The organism is Leptotrichia wadei, from assembly GCF_007990545.2.
Lineage (GTDB): Bacteria > Fusobacteriota > Fusobacteriia > Fusobacteriales > Leptotrichiaceae > Leptotrichia > Leptotrichia wadei.
In genome coordinates, this window is record NZ_AP019829.2 from 782,199 (window position 1) to 804,038 (window position 21,840).

At 31.4% G+C, this 21,840-nt stretch carries 24 protein-coding genes; 22 read left to right on the forward strand and 2 right to left on the reverse strand.

What is annotated here, in order from left to right; genetic code table 11:
- Positions 1 to 260 precede the first annotated feature (260 nt).
- The 22 genes from xseA (at position 261) to FVE73_RS03735 (ending at position 19,754) form a co-directional block, all read left to right on the forward strand.
- Entirely contained in the window at positions 261 to 1,601 is a 1,341-nt protein-coding gene (xseA, locus tag FVE73_RS03630) for an exodeoxyribonuclease VII large subunit (RefSeq protein ID WP_026239052.1), read from the forward strand.
- A 30-nt stretch (positions 1,602 to 1,631) separates the two neighbouring features.
- A complete protein-coding gene (locus FVE73_RS03635; protein WP_018498643.1) occupies positions 1,632 to 2,117 on the forward strand; it encodes a deoxycytidylate deaminase in 486 nt (161 codons plus the stop codon).
- A gap of 113 nt (positions 2,118 to 2,230) precedes the next feature.
- Entirely contained in the window at positions 2,231 to 2,773 is a 543-nt protein-coding gene (locus FVE73_RS03640; RefSeq protein WP_018498644.1) for an ECF-type riboflavin transporter substrate-binding protein, read from the forward strand.
- Between the two features lie 97 nt (positions 2,774 to 2,870).
- On the forward strand, positions 2,871 to 4,610 hold the full coding sequence (locus FVE73_RS03645; protein ID WP_018498645.1) for an ABC transporter ATP-binding protein: 1,740 nt from the start codon (positions 2,871 to 2,873) through the stop codon (positions 4,608 to 4,610).
- A complete protein-coding gene (locus tag FVE73_RS03650; RefSeq protein ID WP_018498646.1) occupies positions 4,611 to 5,444 on the forward strand; it encodes an energy-coupling factor transporter transmembrane component T family protein in 834 nt (277 codons plus the stop codon). It abuts the gene before it with no gap.
- A 104-nt stretch (positions 5,445 to 5,548) separates the two neighbouring features.
- Entirely contained in the window at positions 5,549 to 6,220 is a 672-nt protein-coding gene (locus tag FVE73_RS03655; RefSeq protein ID WP_018498647.1) for a uracil-DNA glycosylase, read from the forward strand.
- 31 nt (positions 6,221 to 6,251) lie between these two features.
- Positions 6,252 to 6,821, forward strand: a complete 570-nt coding sequence (locus FVE73_RS03660) for a GNAT family N-acetyltransferase (protein WP_018498648.1) — start codon at positions 6,252 to 6,254, stop codon at positions 6,819 to 6,821.
- A gap of 50 nt (positions 6,822 to 6,871) precedes the next feature.
- Positions 6,872 to 8,005, forward strand: a complete 1,134-nt coding sequence (locus tag FVE73_RS03665; protein WP_018498649.1) for a trans-sulfuration enzyme family protein — start codon at positions 6,872 to 6,874, stop codon at positions 8,003 to 8,005.
- An 18-nt stretch (positions 8,006 to 8,023) separates the two neighbouring features.
- Positions 8,024 to 8,698, forward strand: a complete 675-nt coding sequence (locus FVE73_RS03670) for a thermonuclease family protein (protein ID WP_018498650.1) — start codon at positions 8,024 to 8,026, stop codon at positions 8,696 to 8,698.
- An 84-nt stretch (positions 8,699 to 8,782) separates the two neighbouring features.
- Positions 8,783 to 10,066: a GTPase ObgE gene (obgE, locus tag FVE73_RS03675; RefSeq protein WP_018498651.1), complete on the forward strand. Its 1,284-nt coding sequence runs from the start codon at positions 8,783 to 8,785 to the stop codon at positions 10,064 to 10,066.
- 132 nt (positions 10,067 to 10,198) lie between these two features.
- Positions 10,199 to 11,071 carry a tRNA (adenosine(37)-N6)-dimethylallyltransferase MiaA gene (gene miaA, locus FVE73_RS03680; protein WP_018498652.1) on the forward strand — a complete coding sequence of 291 codons (873 nt, stop codon included), beginning with the start codon at positions 10,199 to 10,201 and terminating at the stop codon, positions 11,069 to 11,071.
- Positions 11,072 to 11,117: 46 nt separating this feature from the next.
- Positions 11,118 to 11,573: a PTS sugar transporter subunit IIA gene (locus tag FVE73_RS03685; RefSeq protein ID WP_018498653.1), complete on the forward strand. Its 456-nt coding sequence runs from the start codon at positions 11,118 to 11,120 to the stop codon at positions 11,571 to 11,573.
- A gap of 384 nt (positions 11,574 to 11,957) precedes the next feature.
- Positions 11,958 to 12,344, forward strand: coding sequence for an adhesion protein FadA (locus FVE73_RS03690; protein ID WP_018498654.1), 387 nt, complete (start codon positions 11,958 to 11,960; stop codon positions 12,342 to 12,344).
- A gap of 22 nt (positions 12,345 to 12,366) precedes the next feature.
- Positions 12,367 to 12,750, forward strand: a complete 384-nt coding sequence (locus FVE73_RS03695; RefSeq protein ID WP_018498655.1) for a hypothetical protein — start codon at positions 12,367 to 12,369, stop codon at positions 12,748 to 12,750.
- A gap of 58 nt (positions 12,751 to 12,808) precedes the next feature.
- The gene (locus FVE73_RS03700) at positions 12,809 to 13,306 is read left to right on the forward strand and encodes a hypothetical protein (protein WP_018498656.1); all 498 of its coding nucleotides are present in this window, start codon (positions 12,809 to 12,811) and stop codon (positions 13,304 to 13,306) included.
- A gap of 79 nt (positions 13,307 to 13,385) precedes the next feature.
- Positions 13,386 to 13,592 (forward strand): hypothetical protein, encoded by a 207-nt coding sequence (locus FVE73_RS03705; RefSeq protein ID WP_018498657.1) that lies wholly within the window; start codon positions 13,386 to 13,388, stop codon positions 13,590 to 13,592.
- Positions 13,556 to 14,089: an OmpA family protein gene (locus FVE73_RS03710; RefSeq protein WP_018498658.1), complete on the forward strand. Its 534-nt coding sequence runs from the start codon at positions 13,556 to 13,558 to the stop codon at positions 14,087 to 14,089. Before FVE73_RS03705 ends, FVE73_RS03710 begins: the two co-directional genes overlap by 37 nt.
- Positions 14,090 to 14,255: 166 nt before the next feature.
- The gene (locus FVE73_RS03715; RefSeq protein WP_018498659.1) at positions 14,256 to 16,931 is read left to right on the forward strand and encodes a cation-translocating P-type ATPase; all 2,676 of its coding nucleotides are present in this window, start codon (positions 14,256 to 14,258) and stop codon (positions 16,929 to 16,931) included.
- Positions 16,932 to 17,032: 101 nt separating this feature from the next.
- The gene (locus FVE73_RS03720) at positions 17,033 to 17,314 is read left to right on the forward strand and encodes an HU family DNA-binding protein (protein WP_018498660.1); all 282 of its coding nucleotides are present in this window, start codon (positions 17,033 to 17,035) and stop codon (positions 17,312 to 17,314) included.
- A gap of 141 nt (positions 17,315 to 17,455) precedes the next feature.
- Positions 17,456 to 18,547 carry a DNA polymerase IV gene (dinB, locus tag FVE73_RS03725; RefSeq protein WP_018498661.1) on the forward strand — a complete coding sequence of 364 codons (1,092 nt, stop codon included), beginning with the start codon at positions 17,456 to 17,458 and terminating at the stop codon, positions 18,545 to 18,547.
- Between the two features lie 39 nt (positions 18,548 to 18,586).
- A complete protein-coding gene (gene cdd / locus FVE73_RS03730; RefSeq protein ID WP_018498662.1) occupies positions 18,587 to 19,009 on the forward strand; it encodes a cytidine deaminase in 423 nt (140 codons plus the stop codon).
- A 277-nt stretch (positions 19,010 to 19,286) separates the two neighbouring features.
- On the forward strand, positions 19,287 to 19,754 hold the full coding sequence (locus FVE73_RS03735; protein ID WP_018498663.1) for an SH3 domain-containing protein: 468 nt from the start codon (positions 19,287 to 19,289) through the stop codon (positions 19,752 to 19,754).
- A 172-nt stretch (positions 19,755 to 19,926) separates the two neighbouring features.
- Here the strand turns inward: FVE73_RS03735 and FVE73_RS10840 are convergent, their stop codons facing one another.
- Together FVE73_RS10840 and FVE73_RS03740 are read right to left on the reverse strand one after the other, a co-directional pair.
- The gene (locus tag FVE73_RS10840) at positions 19,927 to 20,112 is read right to left on the reverse strand and encodes a hypothetical protein (protein WP_081617785.1); all 186 of its coding nucleotides are present in this window, start codon (positions 20,110 to 20,112) and stop codon (positions 19,927 to 19,929) included.
- A gap of 10 nt (positions 20,113 to 20,122) precedes the next feature.
- On the reverse strand, positions 20,123 to 21,745 hold the full coding sequence (locus FVE73_RS03740; RefSeq protein ID WP_018498664.1) for an ABC-F family ATP-binding cassette domain-containing protein: 1,623 nt from the start codon (positions 21,743 to 21,745) through the stop codon (positions 20,123 to 20,125).
- Positions 21,746 to 21,840: the final 95 nt, after the last annotated feature.

Here is a 21,840-nt window from a genome sequence, read left to right on the forward strand (position 1 = left end):
GAGAGGAAATGATTAGAAAGAGAAAAGAAAATAAAGAAAAAGAAAAATTTGTCAGTAGGAATTGATAATTTTGAAACAATGATACAAAAAGACTAACATTATTTTTGACAAGGCTGATCTAATCAAAGAAATATTGAAAAATAGGGTTTTGAGAATACTTTTTACAAGATCAGGAAGATTTTGAAAATTTTCATTAGTTGAGAAATAAAATGAAATATGCTATTATTAAATGATAAAAAATGGAAGAAACGGGGAAAGTTATGGAACAGACAGTATTTTCTGTAAGCGAGATAAACAGAGAAGTGAAGATGTTTTTGGAGGGGACAAGGACATTTAAGAATATTTTTATTGAAGGGGAGCTTTCCAATATTACGTATTATCGGTCTGGGCATTTGTATTTTACGTTGAAGGATTCAAGTGCAAGTGTGAAGTGTGCTATTTTTCGGTATAAATATAGAAATGTGCCTGAGGATCTGAAGGAAGGAGATTCGGTAAAAATTCGGGGAAATGTGACACTTTATGAAGCTAACGGAAGTTATCAGATTGTGGCGGATTTTCTTGAAAAAAGCAATTCTTTGGGATTACTTTATGAAAAAATGGAAATACTTAAAAAGTTATATTTTGAAAAGGGATATTTTTCTGATGAAATAAAGAAAAAATTGCCACAATTACCAATAAATGTTGGAGTTGTGACAGCTGATACAGGGGCTGCAATTAGAGATATTATAAATACTACACATAAAAGATTTCCAAATGTGAATATTTACCTTTATCCTGCAAAAGTTCAAGGAGAAGGGGCTGCACATGAAGTTTCGGCAGGAATTGAGTTTTTTAACAGGATGAATGAAGAAAAGCAGCTTGAAATAGATACGCTTATTGTTGGGCGTGGTGGTGGAAGCATTGAGGATTTGTGGGCATTTAATGAGGAAGAAGTGATAGAGGCTGTTTATAAATCAGAAATTCCTGTGATTTCAGCAGTGGGGCATGAAATTGATAATTTGCTTTCTGATCTAGTTGCTGACAAGCGGGCAGCGACACCGACTCAGGCGGCGGAAATCTTGATTCCTGAAAAAGGTAAACTGGCGGATGAGTTGGAAAATAAAAAAAATCTTTTGAGCAAATCGCTTTTAAATAGGGTTGCAATGATGAAAAAAGAGCTGGAATATAGAAAAAATAACTATTATATAAAAAATTTTGCAAATATTCTGGACAATAAAAAATTTGACTTGATGGAAAAGGAGCAAAAATTATCAAGGGAATTAAAAAGAATTTTGCAAAAGTCAAAGGAGCAGCTGGATTATCGTAAACAGAGATTTGATAGAATTAATTTGGAAAAAGTAATTTTAAGTGAAAAAGAAAATTTGAGGGGGAAATTGGCTAAACTTAATGAAATAATGCTGGAATTTTTTGAGAATCGGAAAAATGAGCTGAAATATAAAAAGGCACAGCTTTCTAAATATTCGGTAAACGATATTTTGAAGCAAGGGTATACCATAACTCGGAAAAATGGAGAAATTGTTAAGAGAGGAATTGAGCTTAGTAAAGAGGATAAATTGGAAATACAGTTTTTGGATGTTAGGAAAAAAGCAATTGTGAAATAATTGGGTATTTTAGAAGGTGAGGTATGAAAAATGTCTAAAAGACAGGATTATTTATCGTGGGATGAATATTTTATGGGAATAGCATTTTTGTCTGGAATGAGAAGCAAGGATCCATCTACACAGGTTGGAGCCTGCATTATTGATGAGGATAAAAAGATTATTGGAATTGGTTATAATGGGTTTCCGCAAGGGAGTTCGGATGACGAGATGCCTTGGGATCGGGAAGGGGATTTTTTGGAAACAAAGTATCCTTATGTTGTTCATGCTGAATTGAATGCAATTTTAAATAGTATAAAATCTCTTAAAAATTGTATTATTTATGTGACACATTTTCCCTGTAATGAATGTGCGAAGGCAATTGTTCAAGTAGGGATAAAAAAAGTTGTGTATTTTTCTGATAAGCATAAATCGCTTGATTCTACGAAGGCTTCAAGAAAAATTTTGGAAAATGCACAGGTGGAAATGGTTCATCTGGAAGTTGAAAAGGAAGAAATAAATATACGATTTAAAGGTTAAATAAGAAAAGAAATGAGATATGTATAAAAGTTGCTATTTTTAGTTGAGAAAAAAGAAATATTAGTATATAATATTAAAATAACAAAGTAAAAAATATATAAGAGGTGAGATTGATGGAAGCGACAGCGATTAAAAAAGTAGTGGCAATGGGAATTGGAGCGGCAGTTTATATTGTATTGTCGAGATTTGTGGCTATTCCTACACCAATTCCAAATACAACATTACAAGTAACTTTTGCCTTTGTGGCATTAATGGCATTTATATATGGGCCTGCAGTTGGGTTAGGAATTGGATTTATTGGGCATACGCTTAATGACATTTCAGGATATGGAAATGTTTGGTTTAGCTGGGTAATAGCGTCAGCATTTTTTGGAATGGGAATTGGATTTTTAGGAAAAATTATAAAAATTGAAAATTTTAATGGAGCGAAAATTGTAAAATTTATAGTCGGAGAAGTAATTATAAGTTTAATAAGCTGGGTAGTTCTGGCTCCAATTATTGATATTGCAATATACAAAGAACCACAAGCAAAGGCATTTGCACAAGGAGTTGTAGCAGCACTTGGAAATATGTTAGTTGTAGCTATTTTAGGAACAATTTTAATATTTGCATTTTCAAAAACAATAATAAGTAAAGGAAGCTTAAAAGAGGAATAATTTAAATAACCCGCACTTTTCAGGCAGTTTTTAAGTATTGGTAACTGTGAGAAGATTAGGCGGGTATTTTTAAATAGAAAATAATGGAGGAGAATTATTGGAAGAAAAAGAAAAAAAAGAAGAAAGAAAAATTGCTATAAATTTTGAAAATTTTACATTTAAATATGAAAGCCAGTCAAAGCCAACATTGCATAATATAAATTTGAAAATTTATGAAGGTGAAAAGATTGTAATAGTGGGTCCGTCAGGATCGGGGAAAAGTACGATTGGGCATTGTATAAATGGACTTGCTCCGTATTTTTACAAGGGAGAAGTTTCTGGAAAGCTTGAAATTTATGGGAAAAAATGTAAGGAAATCTTTGAACATTCTAAATATATAGGGACTGTTCTCCAAGATTCAGATGCACAGTTTGTGGGGCTTACTGTTGCTGAAGATATAGCTTTTGCACTGGAAAATAATGAAGTTGAAACGGCTGTAATGAAAGAAAAGGTAAAGGAAATAGCACAGTTTGTAAGGATTGAAACATTGCTTGACTTGAAGCCGCATGATTTATCAGGAGGGCAGAAACAGAAAGTATCGCTTGCTGGAATTATGGTTGATAATGCTAAAATAGTGCTTTATGATGAGCCGCTTGCAAATCTTGATCCGCTTAGCGGAAAATATGCCATTGAATTGATAAGTGAGCTTCATAAAGATAAAAAACTTACAACGATAATTATAGAGCATAGGCTTGAAGATGTGCTGCATAGGGAAATTGACAGGATTATTGTCGTTGATAAGGGAAGAATTATTGCTGATGATACGCCAGATAATATTTTAAAAGGAAATTTGTTAAGTAAAATAAATATAAGAGAACCTTTGTATATTTCTTTGCTTAAATATAGTAATGATAATCTTGAAAGATGTGATAATATTTCTATTTTTGAAAGAATTGATTTTTCTACAGCGAAAGAAAATATTTTAAATTGGATAAAATATAATTCTTCTCCAAAAAAGGCAGAATCTAATAAAACATTATTAAAGTTGGAAAATATCTCGTTCTCATACGATGAAAAAAGAAAAATATTAAAAAATATAGATTTAACCATAAAAAAAGGTGAAATGATAAGCATTGTTGGATCGAATGGGGCTGGAAAGTCGACATTGTCAAAGGTTATTGCAGGATTTGAAAGGCAAGATGAAGGAAAAATTTATTATAAAAATTTGGATATAAGTAATGAAAGTATAGCAAAAAGAGCTGAAAAAATAGGTTTTGTGCTGCAAAATCCAAATGCAATGATTTCAAAAGTTACAGTTTTTGATGAAGTTGCATTAGGGCTAAAAACTAGAGGAGTTTTAGAAGATGAAATAGAAAAAAGAGTTATTGAAATTTTAGAAATATGTAAATTAAAGCCGTTTAGGAAATGGCCTATAAAAGCACTTAGCTACGGGCAGAAGAAAAGAGTTACGATAGCATCTGTGCTTGTTTTAGAGCCTGAAATAATAATAGTTGATGAGCCGACTGCTGGGCAGGATCTTTTTCATTATAGGGAAATAATGGAATTTTTGAAGCGGCTGAATGAATATGGAATTACAATTTTATTTATAACCCATGATATGCATCTAATGCTGGAATATACCGACAAGGCTTATGTTTTTAATGAAGGTAAAATTATAAAATCAGGAAATCCATCACAGATTTTGGCAGACAGAAATGTGTTGAAGCAGGCAAATTTAAGGGAAACTTCACTTCATTACGTGGCAGAAAAAATAGAAATAAACTCTGAAGAACTCATAAGTACATTTGTTCATTATGAAAAAAATTGTGAAAAAGAACAGAAAAAGGCGGGTGGTTAGATGGAAAATACATTTTTATTGGAGTATATTGAAAAAGATTCAGTAATTCATAGATTAAATGGAGCTGCAAAACTGATTTGCTTTATATTGTGGACTGTGGCTATTATGCTTACCTATGATACAAGATTTCTTGCAGCTTTGACACTTTTGGGATTTGTGCTTTTTAAAATTTCAAAAATAAAATTTAATGAAATAAAAATCGTATTTTATCTAATTGCTATTTTTCTTGTATTAAATTTAATTATGATTTTTTTATTTTCTCCATTTGAAGGAACAAAAATATATGGAACAAGGCATGATATTCTTAAAATTTTTGGAAATTATGTGGTAACTTGGGAACAGTTATTTTATGAATTTAATATATTTGTAAAATATTTTTCAGTTATTCCTGTTGCCCTGCTTTTCATAATTACAACAAATCCAAGCGAGTTTGCCTCTTCGTTGAATAGAATAGGAGTGCCCTACAAATTTTCCTATGCAGTTTCAATTGCACTAAGATACATTCCGACAGTTCAGGAGGATTTTATCATAATTAGCAAGGCACAGCAGGCAAAGGGGATTGATATTTCCAAAAATGTAAAATTAATGACAAGAATAAAAAATGTATCTTATACTTTAATGCCGTTAATATTTTCAAGCATTGAAAAAATAGATATTATAAGTAATGCTATGATTTTGAGAGGGTTTGGGAAAAGAAAAAAGAGGACCTGGTATCAGGCTAGGAAAATGAAAGTGGCTGATATCGTGGCGATTATTGTGACTGCAATATTTGTGGGTACTTCGATAGTGCTGGTGAAGGTAAATGGTGGAAGATTTTATAATCCGTTTGTATAAATTGATTTAATAGATTATTTATTTTAATATTAAATAATAAATTTGTTTTAGCAAAAGATTAAGATTTCTTGTTTTAAAATATTTTAGTGAAAGGAAGAAGAAAAATGGTTAATATTGGAAATGACTGGGATGAAATTTTTAAAAATGAAAAGGAATTTGAAAAGGATTATTATTTGAACTTGAGAAAATTTTTGATAAGTGAATATAAGACAAAGACAATTTATCCTGATAAATATGAAATTTTTTCTGCGTTTAAGCTGACAAGCTACAAGGACTGCAAAATTGTAATTTTGGGACAAGATCCGTATCATGGGGAAAATCAGGCACACGGACTGGCATTTTCAGTAAAGCAGGGAGTTGCATTGCCGCCTTCCTTAAAAAATATTTACAAGGAAATAGAAAATGAATTTGGTTATAAAATGAGCAGAAATGGATTTCTTGAAAGCTGGGCAAAGCAAGGAGTGCTGCTTTTAAATACGGCGCTTACTGTAGTTGCTGGAAATGCTAATTCACATTCAAAGATAGGATGGGAAATTTTTACAGATAATGTGATAAAATATTTAAATAGACGTGAAGATCCGTTAATTTTCATACTTTGGGGAAATAATGCAAAAAGCAAGAAAGCCTTTATTGATACGGATAGACATTATATTCTGGAAAGTGTGCATCCTAGTCCGTTGTCGGCAAGCCGTGGATTTTTTGGCTGTGGACATTTTAAAAAGGCTAATGAAATTTTGAAGGAATTGGGAAAAGATGAAATAAATTGGCAAATATAAATTATTTATGATTGAAGGAGGTAAAAAATTGATGAATTTTAGAAAATCAACTTTTGATGATATTGACATAATTTTGGAAATTATTGAGAAGGCGAAAGCTGAATTGAAGAAAATGGGATTGGATCAATGGCAAAAGGGGTATCCAAATAGGGAAGTTATTGAAAGTGATGTAAAAAAAGGGATTAGTTATGTTTTGGAAGAAACTGCTGAAAATAATGAGAAGCCTGGAGAAAAAGTTTCTGGAAAAATTGTTGGAACGATTGTATTATCGCCTGAAAAAGAAGAGCCATATTCTAAGATTGAGGGAAAATGGATAACAGATGATGATTATATGGTAGTTCATAGGCTGGCGGTCGATTCTGATGTGAAAAATAAAGGTCTTGCTACAAAAATACTAGAATTTTCTGAAGGAGTTTGCATCGAGAATAAGATACTTAGTTTAAAGGCGGATACGCATGAAAATAATGAGCCGATGAAAAGGCTTCTTGCGAAAAATGGGTTTAGTTTTTGCGGCTTAATTTGTTTGGATAGGGAGCCTGATTTAGGGGCGAAGCGTATTGCTTATGAGAAAATAATAAAAATTCCGCATAAATTATTGTAAAATTTTAAATAAAAAAATTGATAAAAATATAGAAAGTGAGCTGATAAATTATGAAATTTGAAACAAAAACAATACATGGAGTAAGAGAAGGAAAAAAGAAGGAATTATGGGGAACAAATGTTAATTTTGCTTCTACATTTCCTGTTGCAGAATTTGGAGTGACACAGGAATTTGAATATTCTAGAGTTTCAGCGCCTACGAGAAATGAACTGGAGGAAATTATTGCAGCTCTTGAAAATGGAAAATATGCCTATGCCTTTTCATCTGGAATGGCAACTACGACATCTGTATTTACAATGTTTTCGGCTGGAGATCATATCATTTTGGGACAAGATATTTATGGAGGGACTTATAGAGTTTTACACGACATTTACTCAAGATTTGGAATAGAATCTACATTTGTTGATACAACTGATTTAGAAAATATAAGAAAAGCGTTAAAACCTAATACTAAAGCAATTTTTATTGAAACACCGTCAAATCCATTACTTGATGTAACTGACATAAGAGGAGTTGTAAAACTTGCGAAGGAGCATAATCTTATAACTATTGCAGATAATACGTTTATGACGCCATATTTACAAAAACCGCTTGATTTTGGAATTGATATTGTAGTTCACAGTGCAACTAAATTTTTGTCAGGACATCATGATTTGCTAGGCGGGGTTGCAATTACAAATGATGAGGAGCTTGCAGAAAAGATTAAATTTTCACAAGTTGCGGCTGGTGCTTTGATATCGCCATTTGACAGCTGGCTTTTGATGAGAAGTTTGAAAACATTAAAATTAAGGGTGCAAGCGGCACAGGAAAATGCAAAAAAACTTATAGAATTTTTCCAAAAGCACGATGCAGTTGATAAAATTTACTATCCGACTTTAGATACAAATAAAGGTAAAAAAATTCATGAAAGTCAGGCAACAGGCGGAGGTTCAGTATTTTCATTTACTTTAAAAGATGATTCAAAAGTAAAAACATTTTTTGAAAGTTTAAATGTGGCATTATTTGCAGCAAGCCTTGGTGGAGCTGAAACATTGGTAACTCATCCAAGTACAATAACTCATGCAGAAATGCCTGAAGAAGAAAAGGAAGCTAGAGGATTTACACATTCATTGATTAGAATTGCAGCTGGATTTGAAAATATTGACGACTTAATTGCAGATTTTAAACAGGCGCTTGAAAAATAGTAAAAAAGTAGGAGAAAAATGGCAAAAAAAATTGATGACGGAAAATCTCAGATAGTATTAATTGCTGCAATAATTATAATTGCGGCAGTTATGATTTCGGGGATGTTTAGTAAAGGCGGAAAGGGTTCTGAAAAAAGTGCTGGAAAAGCCAAGAATGTCAAAATTTCCCAAAATAATGGCAAAAAAATCTCTAAAACTAAGAAATCTAAAGAAAAAAAAGAAGTTGAACCTGAAATTTTAGATGGCTATCAAGTGCTGAAGGTTAGCGATGGAGATACGATTAACATTCAGAAGGTTGAAAATGGAAAATTTGTTGGAGAGATGCTTAGAATTAGGATGTACGGGATGGATGCACCTGAAAAAACACAGGATTATGGATCTGAAAGTAGACAGGCACTTGAAAAATTAGTGACTGGGAAAAATTTAAGCGTGGAAGTGAAAAATAAGGATAGATATGGCAGAATAGTTGCGATTATTTATGCGAATGGCAAAAATGTTAATGAAGAAATGGTAAAAACGGGAAATGCCTGGTGGTATCAGGAATATGCTAAAAAAGACACGCAATTTGAAAAATATCAAGAAAATGCGAAGCAGAAAAAATTGGGGCTGTTTTCTAGAAAAGGATATACAGAGCCTTGGAATTATAGGAAAGAAAAAAAGGCGGCTGCATCAAGCAGAACTAAAAGTAAATAGCTTACTTTAAGTTAAAGATTTGTTATAAAATTTAATTTTTCAAACAAATAGAAAGAGAAGTATAAAAAAGAAAAGGATGATGAAATGTTTATAGATGAAAGTGTAATTACAGTAATTTCTGGAAAAGGAGGGGATGGAGCTGCTACGTTTAGGCGTGAGAAATTTGTTCAGTTTGGAGGGCCTGATGGCGGAGATGGCGGAAAAGGTGGAGATATTGTGTTTATCGCCGATCCAAATATTAATACGCTTGTGGATTTTAAAAGCAGTAAAAAATTTAAGGCACAGGATGGGACAAAAGGTGCTGCGGCACGTTCTACTGGAAAATCTGGAGAAGATTTGATTATAAAGGTTCCAGTTGGAACAATGGTTAGGGATTTTGAAACGAATAAACTTTTGCTTGATTTGGATATTCCAAATGAAAAAGTTATATTTTTAAAGGGAGGAGATGGCGGACGTGGAAACATCCATTTTAAGTCATCTGTGAAAAAAGCTCCAAGAATAGCAGAAAGTGGACGTGAAGGTGCAGAATTAAAAATAAAATTAGAATTAAAGCTGCTTGCTGATGTGGCACTTGTTGGTTATCCAAGCGTTGGAAAATCCAGCTTTATTAACAAAGTGTCAGCCGCCAGATCAAAAGTTGCAAGTTACCATTTTACAACATTAAAGCCCAAATTGGGAGTTGTTAGAATGGGAGATGAGGAAAGTTTTGTGGTAGCTGATGTGCCTGGGCTTATTGAAGGGGCTCATGAGGGAGTGGGACTTGGAGATAGATTTTTAAAGCATATTGAAAGATGTAAACTTATCATTCATATTGTGGATATTTCAGGACTTGATGGGCGTGATCCTAAGGAAGACTTTTTGAAAATAAATCACGAATTGAAGAATTATAGTGAAAAATTGTCTAAAAAGCGACAAATTGTAGTGGCAAATAAGATTGATATGCTTTATGAAGATGAAAAATATGATGAATTTGAAAAATTTGTGAAGGAAAATGGAGCAGAATTTGTCTATCCAGTTTCTGTAATTGCAAATGACGGATTAAAGCCAGTTTTATCAAAGGCTTGGGAATTGATTCAGGAAATACCTAGAGAAGAGCTGGAGGAAGTTTACTCGGTTGAGGAATTGATTTCTGAAAACAATAAAAAAGAAGACTGGATTATTAGAAAAATTTCAGATAATGCATTTGAAGTTGATGGAAGAATTGTGGATGATGTGTTAAGAAAATATGTATTTATTGGAGAAGAGGGAATCATAAATTTCCTTCAAAAGATGAGAAGTCTTGGAATGGAAACAGAGCTTGAAAAAGCTGGTGTTGAGCAAGGGGATATAATAATTATTGCAGGTTATGAATTTGAATATGTAATTTAGTTTAAATTTTCATATAATTTATAAATTTGATATTGAAAAAATTTAAAAAATGTGGTCTACTTATAGCAGGAGGTAAATAAAATAGCTAAAGGAATTGTAATTGCAGGTGCTACAGGAGTTGGGAAAACTGATTTGTCGATAAGGCTTGCGAAAAAGATTAATGCAGAAATTATATCAGCTGATGCATCTCAAATTTATAGAGAATTGAATATTGGAACTGCGAAAATAACTGATGAAGAAATGCAAGGTATAAAACATTATATGATTGATGTTGTAAATCCTTGCGAAGATTATTCTGTGGGAGATTTTGAAAGAGATGTAAATAATATTTTGAATGAAAATTCTCAAAAAAACGGAAAAAGTATTATTATTACAGGTGGAACTGGTCTTTATATAAGGTCAATTACAGATGGATTTGCAAAATTGCCTTCAAAGGATGAAAAAATTAGAAAAGAGCTGGAAAGTAAAAGTCTTGATGAATTACAAGAAACTTTGAAAAAATTAGATGAAAAATCCTATGAGGAAATTGACTTGTCTAATAAATTGCGACTGGTTCGTGCCATTGAAGTGTGCCTTTTAACTGGCGGGAAGTTTAGCGAGTTAAGAACTCAAAATATAAAAGATAATAATTATGAGTTTTTAAAAGTATTTTTGACACGGGATAGAGAGGAACTTTACGATCGAATTAATAGGCGAGTTGAGATTATGATTGCAAAGGGGCTTGTCGAAGAGGCAAAAAAAGTATATAATAGGCATACAGAAAAGCTTTATAAAATATCTTCGATTGGATATAAGGAATTGTTCATGTATTTTGATGGGAAAATTTCATTGGATGAGGCGGTTGCAGAGATAAAAAAAGAAAGTAGAAGATATGCCAAAAGACAAATGACATGGTTTAGAAGGGAAAAAGACTATATTATTTATAATTTGTCAAGAATGTCTGAAAACGAAGTATTGGATATGATTTTAAAAAGATGGGAAAATTTTAGGAAAGAAATAAATTAAGAAAAAAATTTTGAAAGGAGATTGTGGGATTATCCTGCATAAAAATATGAAAATATTAGAATATTTAGTACCTGAAAGAGTAAATTTAGATTTAAAGGGAACAACAAAAGCAGAAACTATTAAAGAAATGGCACAATTATTTGTAAAAAGCGGAATTATTGATTCAGAAGATTTTGAAGAATTTGTGAGTGAAATAAATGAAAGGGAAAAATTGACACCAACAGGAATGCAAGATGGGATCGCAATTCCACATGCAAGAACTCCGCTAGTAAAGTCTCTTTCGCTTGCAATGGGAATTTCTAGCAAAGGTGTTGATTTTGAAAGTATGGATGGAGAACCTTCAAAACTAATTTTTATGATTGCCGCTCCAGAAGGAACTAAAAAGGAACATTTAGATTTATTAGCAGAAATTTCAAAATTGTCGTTTGAAGAAGAATTAGTGGAACAGCTTGAAGAAGTTAAAACAATCGAAGAAATTTTTGAAAAATTAAAAAATATTTAAATCCAATAGATTAGAAAATATTTTTTGTACTGATTTTAAATACCTCTTTAAAGAAAAATTATAATTTTTGTGTTTTATTTGAAAAATTAATTGTATTTTTTTATATAATTTGGTATAATAAGAACAAGTGATAGTTAAGTAAGTGATTTGATAGTAGTTCCATATTGGTTTGTTAATTTAATCGAAAATTTTATGCATAAGCTATGAGCTTTGATTATCAATTAAAGCTTATGTGCATGATAATTTTTTTAAATATGCGAACCTTAGGAACTACGGGGATAGACTGGTAAATTCATTACCTGAGAAAGGTAATTATTTCCAGCAATCTCGTGACTTTGGTGTTACGGGAGTTTTAGGCAAATAAAAAATTAGGAGGAAAATCGAATGAAAAAGACAATATTCTTTTTAGTTGGAATAATGATGGTTTCATCAATAGGTTTCTCTGCTGAAAAAAAGAGCTTAGAAAGTAACTTGAATTCAATTGAAAGTCAATTCAATGAGTTAATGAAAAAAGAAGAGGCACAAAAACAAAGTTATATTCAACAAAAAGCTCAATTAGAAGCTGAAGTGGAAGACTTAAAAGAAAAACAAACAAGTAGAGAAAAATTGGTAGAAAAATTAAAAGTAGATTCAGAAGTAAGATGGCACAGAGATAAATATAAAAAAATACTAAAGAATTCTGAAACTGTTTACAAAAATATAAATAAGAGCATAGCAGAAAAAGAGAAAAAAATTGCTGAATTGGATGCATTATTATCAGTAATGAATTAATGAAAGGAATGGTAATTAAAATATGAAAGCAAAAAAATTAGTATTGTGCGGAATAGTAGCTGCATTATCTGTTCCAATGATGGCAGATTCTGCACAGAATGTATTAAAACAAGCTAGAGAAGATTACTATAAAAGTTTAAAAGCGCCAAAAGAGCGTGAAATGACAACAGAAAAATTAGTAACAATAGATGAAGATGGTGTAGTAGAAGAAAAAGAAAGAGTTAAACCAAAATCATCAATTGAAAAACTTGAATACAATGCGGCTAAAGCAGCAACTAGAGTAGATTTTTATGAAAGAGTAGTAAGAAGTGTACAAAGAGAAGAAAAAGAATTAGGAGAATTTGACAGTGTTCTTGGAAGAGATGGTGTTAAGAATGCTCCTAAAAAAACAAGAAGAGTTAAATAAGCCAATTCAGTTATTTCAATAAAAATAATATTTAAATGATATTTAGAAAGGAAAATCAATGAAAAAAATATTAGGATTAGCAGCAGTAATGGTTTTGGCAATGAGTCAATTATCATTCTCAGCTAAAAGTGATACTGATGCCGCAGTGCAAAGATTAGTTAGAGTGGCTAAACAAAGACAGGCTAAACAAGCTAAAGATGCAGCAAAAGGTGTAGCAGTGGAAGAAGAAGTTGTAGTAGTTCCAGTAGAAGAAACTGTAACAACATCTGATACAGCAGTTCAAGATGCACGTGAAAGAGCTGAAGCTGCAAGAGCACAAGCACAAGAAAGAGCGGCAAAAGCAAGAGAAGCAGCTCAACAAAGAAAAACTAAAACAAGAGATATAAGAGCTCAAAGAAGAAATATGTCTGAAAGTAAAATGATGGACGTAGAAATTCAAAGAATTAGAAAAAGAGTAGATCAAATTAACAGTAACATTGAAAAATTCCATAAAACAAATGAAATGTTAGATCAAATGGAACAAAGATTGGATGCTATTCAAGATAGAATGAACTAGAAAGTTATACTGTTAAATACAGTAATTGATTAAAAATTTCAAAAATAAATTTGGATGAATTAGAAAGGAAATTAAAAATATGAAAAAGTTAGCATTAATATTATTAGGATTAGGAGCTTTGTCTTGTACAAATGCAAAATTAGTAGATTATAACACAACTAGATTAAATCATATTGAAGATTATTTAGATGAAAATAAACCAAATCCAGGTAGCCACAAATATAGATCATTAGAAAGAGAGGCTGAAAAATGGGTAGACGAACAACAACCACAACAACAACAATAATTGCATTAGGGTTGTTAGTTGCTTCACCACTAATGGCAAGAAGGCTGACAACTACTCAAATGAGAGAAAACACAATAAGAATTAATGCTCTTGAGTTAGAAGAGCCAGCTCCAGAACCAATTCCAGAACCAGCTCCAGAACCTAAGAAAGATGATACATGGGTATTTGATTCTGGTAAATTGAATTTTGACTTCGATAAATCAGTAGTTAAACCACAATACTTCGAATTATTGAGAAATGTTAAGGATTATGCTGAACAAAATGACTTCAAGTTAACAATTATAGGACATACAGATTCTAAAGGTTCTGATGCTTATAATATGGCTTTAGGTATGAGAAGGGCAATAGCAGTTAGAGATAAATTGATAGAATTTGGATTAGATCCTTCAAGAATCTTAGGTGTAGAATCAAGAGGGGAATCTGAACCAATTGCTACAAATGATACTCCAGAAGGAAGATTTGAAAACAGAAGAATTGAATTCAAAGCTACAAAATAGTAATAATCATAGATTAAATAAAAATATTTTTGTAAATTGTCTAGTTATTTCATCAATTGAAAGAATTAGACAATTTTTTTTAAAAAATTTAGAATTATAATGAAATAAATTGAATTTTAGTGTATAATACTTACAAAGATTTTAAGAAAGAAGAGGTAAGGTAAATATGTGGTTTACTAAATCATCAAAAGATGTTTTAAAAGAGTTGAATGTCTCGGCTGAAACGGGACTTTCAACGGAAGAAGTAAAAAGGAGGCTGGAGAAATATGGACCTAATAAATTAAAAGGAAAGCCGAAAAAAAGTTTATTGCAGCTATTTTTGGCACAGCTTCAGGATATGCTTATTTATGTGTTAATTGGTGCAGCTGTTGTTAATATTATTGCGCATGGGAAAGACGGGATAGCTGATGCTTTGATAATTTTAGCGGTAGTTCTTATAAATGCGGTAGTTGGAGTTGTGCAGGAATCTAAGGCGGAAAAGGCGTTAGAAGCGTTGCAGCAAATGACGACACCTAAGAGCTTGGTAAGAAGAAATGGCGAAGTTATTGAAGTTAATTCGGAAGAACTGGTGCCGGGAGATATTTTGGTAATTGATGCAGGAAGATATATTCCAGCAGATGTCAGACTTATTGAAAGTGCTAATTTGCAGATTGAAGAGTCAGCACTTACTGGAGAATCTGTTCCAAGTGAAAAAGATGCTAATTTTATTACAACTGACGCAAAAATACCTATTGGAGATAAGGAAAATATGGCATTTATGTCAACTATGGCAACTTATGGAAGAGGAGAAGGAGTTGTAGTTGAAACTGGAATGAATACGGAAATTGGAAAAATTGCACAGATTTTAGATGAAGATAACAATACATTGACTCCGCTTCAGATAAAATTAGAAGAACTTGGAAAAATTTTGGGATATGGAGCATTGGCAATTTGTGGAATTATTTTTGTCATAGGGTTGATTCAAGGAAGAGAAGCAGTTGAAATGTTTATGACTGCAATAAGTCTAGCTGTGGCGGCAATTCCTGAAGGACTTGTTGCGATTGTTGCGATTGTACTTTCGCTTGGGGTAAAGACTATGTCAAGGAAAAATGCAATTGTGAGAAAATTACCTGCGGTTGAAACATTGGGAGCGGTAAATATCGTTTGTTCTGATAAAACCGGGACGCTTACTCAAAATAAGATGACTGTTGTAAAAACATATACTTTGGATAATTTGAGAGATATTTCCAGTCAAGATGGACAAAAGGCAAATAATGATGAAACTGAGTTAATCCGTTCGTTTGTGCTTTGCTCAGATGCATCTGTTGAAAATGGACAAGATATCGGAGATCCGACAGAAGTGGCTCTGATTGTCTTGGGAAATAAATTTGATTTGGAAAAAAACGCATTGAATGCTAAATATAAAAGGGTTTCTGAAAATCCATTTGATTCGGACAGAAAACTTATGTCGACACTTAATGAAGAAGGTGGGAAATATAGAGTTCACACAAAAGGTGCGATTGACAACATTCTCACAAGAGCAAATAAAATTCTTGTAAATGGAGAAATTTTACCATTGACTGAAGAAGAAAAAAATAAAATATTGAAAGTTGCTGAAGAAATGTCAGATGATGCATTAAGAGTGCTTGGAGTGGCATTTAAAGATGTTGACAGTCAAATTTTACCTGAAGAGATGGAAAAGGATCTGGTTGTAGTTGGAATTGTTGGAATGATTGATCCGCCTAGAACTGAAGTGAAAGATTCGATTGTGGAAGCTAAAAAAGCTGGAATTACTCCGATTATGATAACAGGAGATCATAAGAATACGGCGGTTGCGATTGCAAAAGAGCTTGGAATTGCGACAGATATTAGCCAAAGTTTAACTGGAGCTGAAATTGATGAGATTCCAGATGATAAATTTGCTAAGGAAGTGAATAAATATAGAGTGTTTGCAAGAGTTTCGCCTGAGCATAAAGTTAAGATTGTAAAAGCGTTTAAAGAGCAGGGAAATATTGTGTCAATGACTGGAGATGGAGTAAACGATGCGCCGTCGCTTAAATTTGCCGATATAGGAGTTGCTATGGGAATTACTGGTACAGATGTTTCTAAAGGCGCTAGTGATATGATTTTGACTGATGATAATTTTACTACGATAATTCATGCGATTGAAGAAGGAAGAAATATTTTTAACAACATCAAAAAGACAATTATATTCTTGCTTTCTTGTAACTTGGGAGAAGTTTTGTGTGTGTTTATTGCAACATTATTTGGATGGGCAATACCGTTAGTTGCGACTCAGCTTCTATGGGTAAACCTGATAACAGATACATTACCTGCAATTTCACTTGGAATGGACCCTGGAGATAATGAAGTTATGACTAGAAAACCTAGAGATCCGAAGGAGAGTTTCTTTTCTGAAGGTGCGGGAATGAGATCAATTGTTGGTGGAGTACTGATTGGAGTGCTTACACTTGTGGCATTTTACCTAGGAATTATTCATAGCGGGACTGTGCCTATTTCGGTCGTAAAAGACAGTAATCCCGCAACACGGGAAATTTTAACTTATGGAAGAACAATGGCGTTTATTGTTCTTACATTCTCACAATTGTTTTATTCATTGTCAATGAGAAATAGTAAAAAGACTATTTTTGAAATTGGATTTTTTGGAAATAAATTTTTGATTGGTTCAATTATTATTGGAATGGTTTTGCAAATTGGCTTGACTTCAATTCCAAGTATTGCACAAATGTTTAAAGTAACTGCGATTGATTCAAGTCATTGGGGAATGGTAATAGGATTATCATTAGTTCCGTTTATTGTGAATGAAATTATAAAAGTGATTTCAAGAAGAAACAATGATTAAAAAATATAAAAAGATATTTTTTTTATTTCAATAAATTCTTGACAAATACTGAAAATGTGGTAACATATAATAAACATTGAAAAAAGTTTGGAGGAGATAAAATGTCAAAAAAAGAATTTGTAGATGCTTATGCAAAAGCAACTGGAGAAACTAAAAAAAGAGCAGAAGAATTAGTAAACGCTTTTTTAGAAACAACAGAAGAATCTTTAGTGAAGGGTGAAAGTATCCAATTTGTTGGTTGGGGAACTTTTGAAGTAAAAGAAAGAGCAGCTAGAGAAGGAAGAAATCCATCAACTGGAGCTCCAATCAAAATTGATGCTAAAAAAGTAGTTAAATTTAAAGTTGGGAAAAAATTAGCTGATAAAGTTGCAGAAGCTAAATAATAGGATTTTTTATAAAGACTATCCTGAAGATTTTTCATTTTTAGGGTAGTTTTTTATTATTTATAAAATCTTTCAGCTAATATGTCTAAAAGTTTATGTTTAAGAGTTTAAGAATAAATAAAAAAATAGGGAATTTCAATTATGAAAAAAAAGAAAATTTACTTACATTATGATATGGATGCCTTTTTTGCTTCAATAGAACAGCGAGATAATAGTGAACTTCGAGGAAAGCCTATTGCAATAGGATATGGAATTGTTACAACAGCCAGTTATGAAGCTAGAAAATACGGTGTGAAATCAGCTATGCCTACAATTCAAGCTAAACAGTTATGTCCAAATCTTATTGTTGTAAATCTTAGAAAGGGTGTTTATTTCGAGGAAGGTAGAAGAATACAGGAATTAATAAAGAAAGTATTGGAAAAATGTGAGTTTACTTCTGTTGATGAAGGATATATTGATATTACAAAGTTTATAAGAAGTGAGAATGTAAAACTTAATAAAATAGATGAAATTTTAAAAATTAAAAAGTTTATAAAAAGATTTAAAAAGTACATTTTTGACAATTCTCGTTTAACTTGTTCAGTTGGAATTGGTTTTAGTAAGATAAGTGCAAAAATTGCAAGTGATATTGATAAACCAAATGGGTATTTTATTTTTAAAGATCGGGATCATTTTTTAGATTATATTTATGACAAGGAATTGGGAATAATTCCTGGAATTGGTAAAAAAACCAGAGAAATACTGAAATTATTTAGTATAACAAAAGTTTTCCAATTATATGAAATTGGGAAAAATGAGCTAATTAGGAGATTTGGAGAAAGTAAGGGAGAATATTTGTATAATTCTATTCGAGGATTGCATATTTCTGAGATAAATACAGGTAGGAAAAGACAATCTTATGGTCATGAAATTACTTTTCATCGTGAGGAAAATGATATTTTGACATTGCATGCTGAATTAAAAAGGCAATCTAAAAGATTAAGTGATAAACTTATTGAGAAAAATGAATTTGCAAAAACAGTTACAATAAAAATCAGATATTCTAATTTTATAACTCATACTCGTTCTAAAACTTTGAAAAGTGCAACGAATGATGTAAATACAATATATGAAGCAACTCTTGAGAATTTAGAATTTTTTAAAAAAAAGAATGAAGTACGGCTTATTGGAGTTCAGTTAAGTTCAATTTTGAAAAGTAATGTAGTTCAGCTTTCGTTTGATGATTTAAAATAAAAGCGTATAAAAAATTTATAAGAATAGGAAGTGATATAAATGGATTTAGTAGATTTTGATGAAGAGAAAAAAGAAATATTAGGTTATATTGATGAAGTAAATCTTTTATTGGAAAGAGCATACGTGCCTTATTCTAAATTTCCTGTCGCTGCATTGCTAATTGATAATAACGGAAAAAAGTATAAGGGAGTTAACGTTGAAAATGCTTCCTATGGATTGACACTCTGTGCAGAACGTAATGCAATTACAACAGCAGTTACAGGAGGTATGAAAAAAATAAAACTGCTTGTTATAACTGGAAATACACCTGAACCAATTAGCCCTTGTGGAGCGTGCAGGCAAGTAATAAGGGAATTTTCCGACAAAGATACAGTTATAATTTTGGCAAATAAAGATGGAAAATATGAAAGCACTTCATTGGAAAAGTTATTGCCGTATTCTTTTGGTCCAGAGGATTTATAATTTAAAAGCTATGATGATTTCTTAAATATTAAGTTTATTTAGTTTTTATTAGTTTATTTTTATTGAGTTCAGATAAAAGAATATAGAATATATGAGAAAAAGTTAAAATTATAGTTATTTATAAATTTTATATTATATTATTTTTTGAAATTAATTTAAAAAATATTATGTTTTTTACAGTTTTTATTTGCAAAATCAAAAAAATAGGTTATAATATTATTGAGAATAACAAATGTTATATATAAACAAAAATTTTGACTTTTTAGGAGTGATTTTTATGAAAAAAATATTTTTAGTTTCAATTTTATCTGTAATTTTTAGTGCCATCTCAATGGGTGCGACTTTTATAACATCATCAAAAGACAATGCAATTAATATACGGCAAGCTGCAGGTACTGATTCAAAAGTTATTGAAACTATTAAAAATGGACATATATTAGAGAGTAGTGAAAAATCAGGCGAATGGTATAAAGTAACATATTATGACAGTGATATAAAAAAAACATTTACTGGTTATATTCATAATAGTCAGTTAAAAGAAATAGTTGGAAAACTTGTTATAACTTCAAGTGAAGGTTACAGTAATATAAGAGAGAAACCAACAACAAAATCTACAATCAAAACTAGATTAAAAACTGGACAAACAGTTTATGCAATAAGCAAAACGGCAGATGACTGGTATTACATAAGATATAATGGAAATGAATATGGTTATATTTATAGTAATCAAGTGGCTAAAAAATAGATTTTCAAACAACTAAATAAAAAATGGCAGGAAATATTAATAAATATAATCCTGCTATTTTTGTAATTAATTGTTTTTTTGAGATTGGAATAATACTAAACTCTGTTTAAGAATAGGAATAACTTTTCATAATAGGGTTGTTTAATAACTAATTCATAATCATTCAATTAAATTATTTTTTAGACATCTTGATTAATAAATATTTTTTTATATTACTATGTTTTTTCTTTTTATTTTCATAGGATTGCTCATTGTTGCAAATCCTACAAGCTATGGCTAGTCTACGACATTTTTCTGTATTGATAAAAAACTCGCTATGCTCAAATAGTTTTGCCAGTACAGAAAAATGCTCCGACAGGTTATTTATACTAAAGTCTATACATCTTATTTAGTCTTGTTTCAACAGTTTCGTCATTCAAATAATCATCATATTCCATTTCTTTTTCCAAAATCCCTTTTGGAGTGATTTCAATGATTTTATTTGCAATTGTCTGGATAAATTCGTGGTCGTGCGTTGTGAATAAAATTGTTCCGTCAAATCTTTCCAGCGCTTTATTTAACGACGTAATTGATTCAAGATCCAAGTGATCTGTTGGATTATCTAATAATAAGACATTTGCATTAGATAACATCATTTTTGAAAGCATACAACGAACTTTTTCTCCTCCAGAAAGCACTTTAGCTTTCTTTCTAGCTTCTTCTCCTGAAAATAACATTCTTCCTAAGAATCCGCGTACATATTCTTCATGTTGATCTTCTGAAAATTGTCTTAACCAGTCAATTAGTGATAAATCAACGTTTTCAAAATATTCTGAATTATCTTTTGGAAAATAGCTTTGTGAAGTTGTAACTCCCCATTCAACTTTTCCAGAATCAGGTTCTAATTCTCCAGCTAAAATTTGAAAAAGAGTAGTTTTAGCTATATCATTTTTTGATAAAATAACAACTTTATCTCCAGTATTTACTGTAAATGAAATATTATCAAGAATTTTTTCACCATCAATGGTTTTTGTCAGATTTTCAACTTTCAACATATTGTTTCCAGCTTCTCTTTCAGGCTTAAATTCAATATACGGATATTTTCTGTTGGAAACTTGCATATCTTCAAATTGTAATTTTTCCAATTGCTTTTTACGGCTAGTAGCCTGCTTTGATTTTGAAGCGTTGGCAGAGAAACGGGCAATAAAGTCTTGCAGTTCCTTCTTCTTCTGCTCCATTTTTTTATTTTGGTTTCTAATTAATTCCTGCATTAATTGATTTGATTCATACCAGAAATCATAGTTCCCAACGAACATTTTAATTTTCCCGTAATCAATATCGGCAATATGAGTACAAACTTTATTTAAAAAGTGTCTGTCGTGGGAAACAACAAGTACAGTTGTGTTTTCCAAATCCATCAGAAAATCTTCAAGCCACTTTACAGCATGCAAGTCAAGTCCATTTGTAGGCTCATCTAGCAATAAAATGTCAGGATTTCCGAAAATAGCTTGTGCAAGCAGCACTTTTACCTTTTCAGGCTCTGTTAATTCCTTCATTAATTTGTGATGCATTTCAGCGGGGATTCCAAGTCCAACTAGAAATTTTTCAGCATTTGTTTCAGCTTCCCAGCCATCTAATTCTGCAAATTCCCCTTCAAGTTCAGCTGCTAAATTTCCATCTTCTTCTGTAAATTCAGTTTTTGCATATAGTGCATTTTTTTGCATCATAATATCATATAATTTTGCATGTCCCATCATTACTACATTTAGCACTTCCTCATCTTCGTATGCAAAGTGATCCTGTTTTAAAAATGATAGTCTTTTATTTTTTTCTATAATAACTTCTCCAGAAGTAGAATCAAGCTCTCCAGTTAAAACCTTTAAAAATGTCGATTTTCCAGCTCCATTCGGTCCAATAATGCCGTAACAGTTCCCTTCTGTAAATTTTATATTTACTTCATCAAAAAGTTTTCGTCCACCAAACTGGACAGATAAATTACTTGTTGAAATCAAAAAATTTCCTCCTTAAATATTTATATTTTACTTATATTATATCAAAAATTTTCACTAAAAACAAAATAAATTTATTCAAAACCTTTATTTTTTCC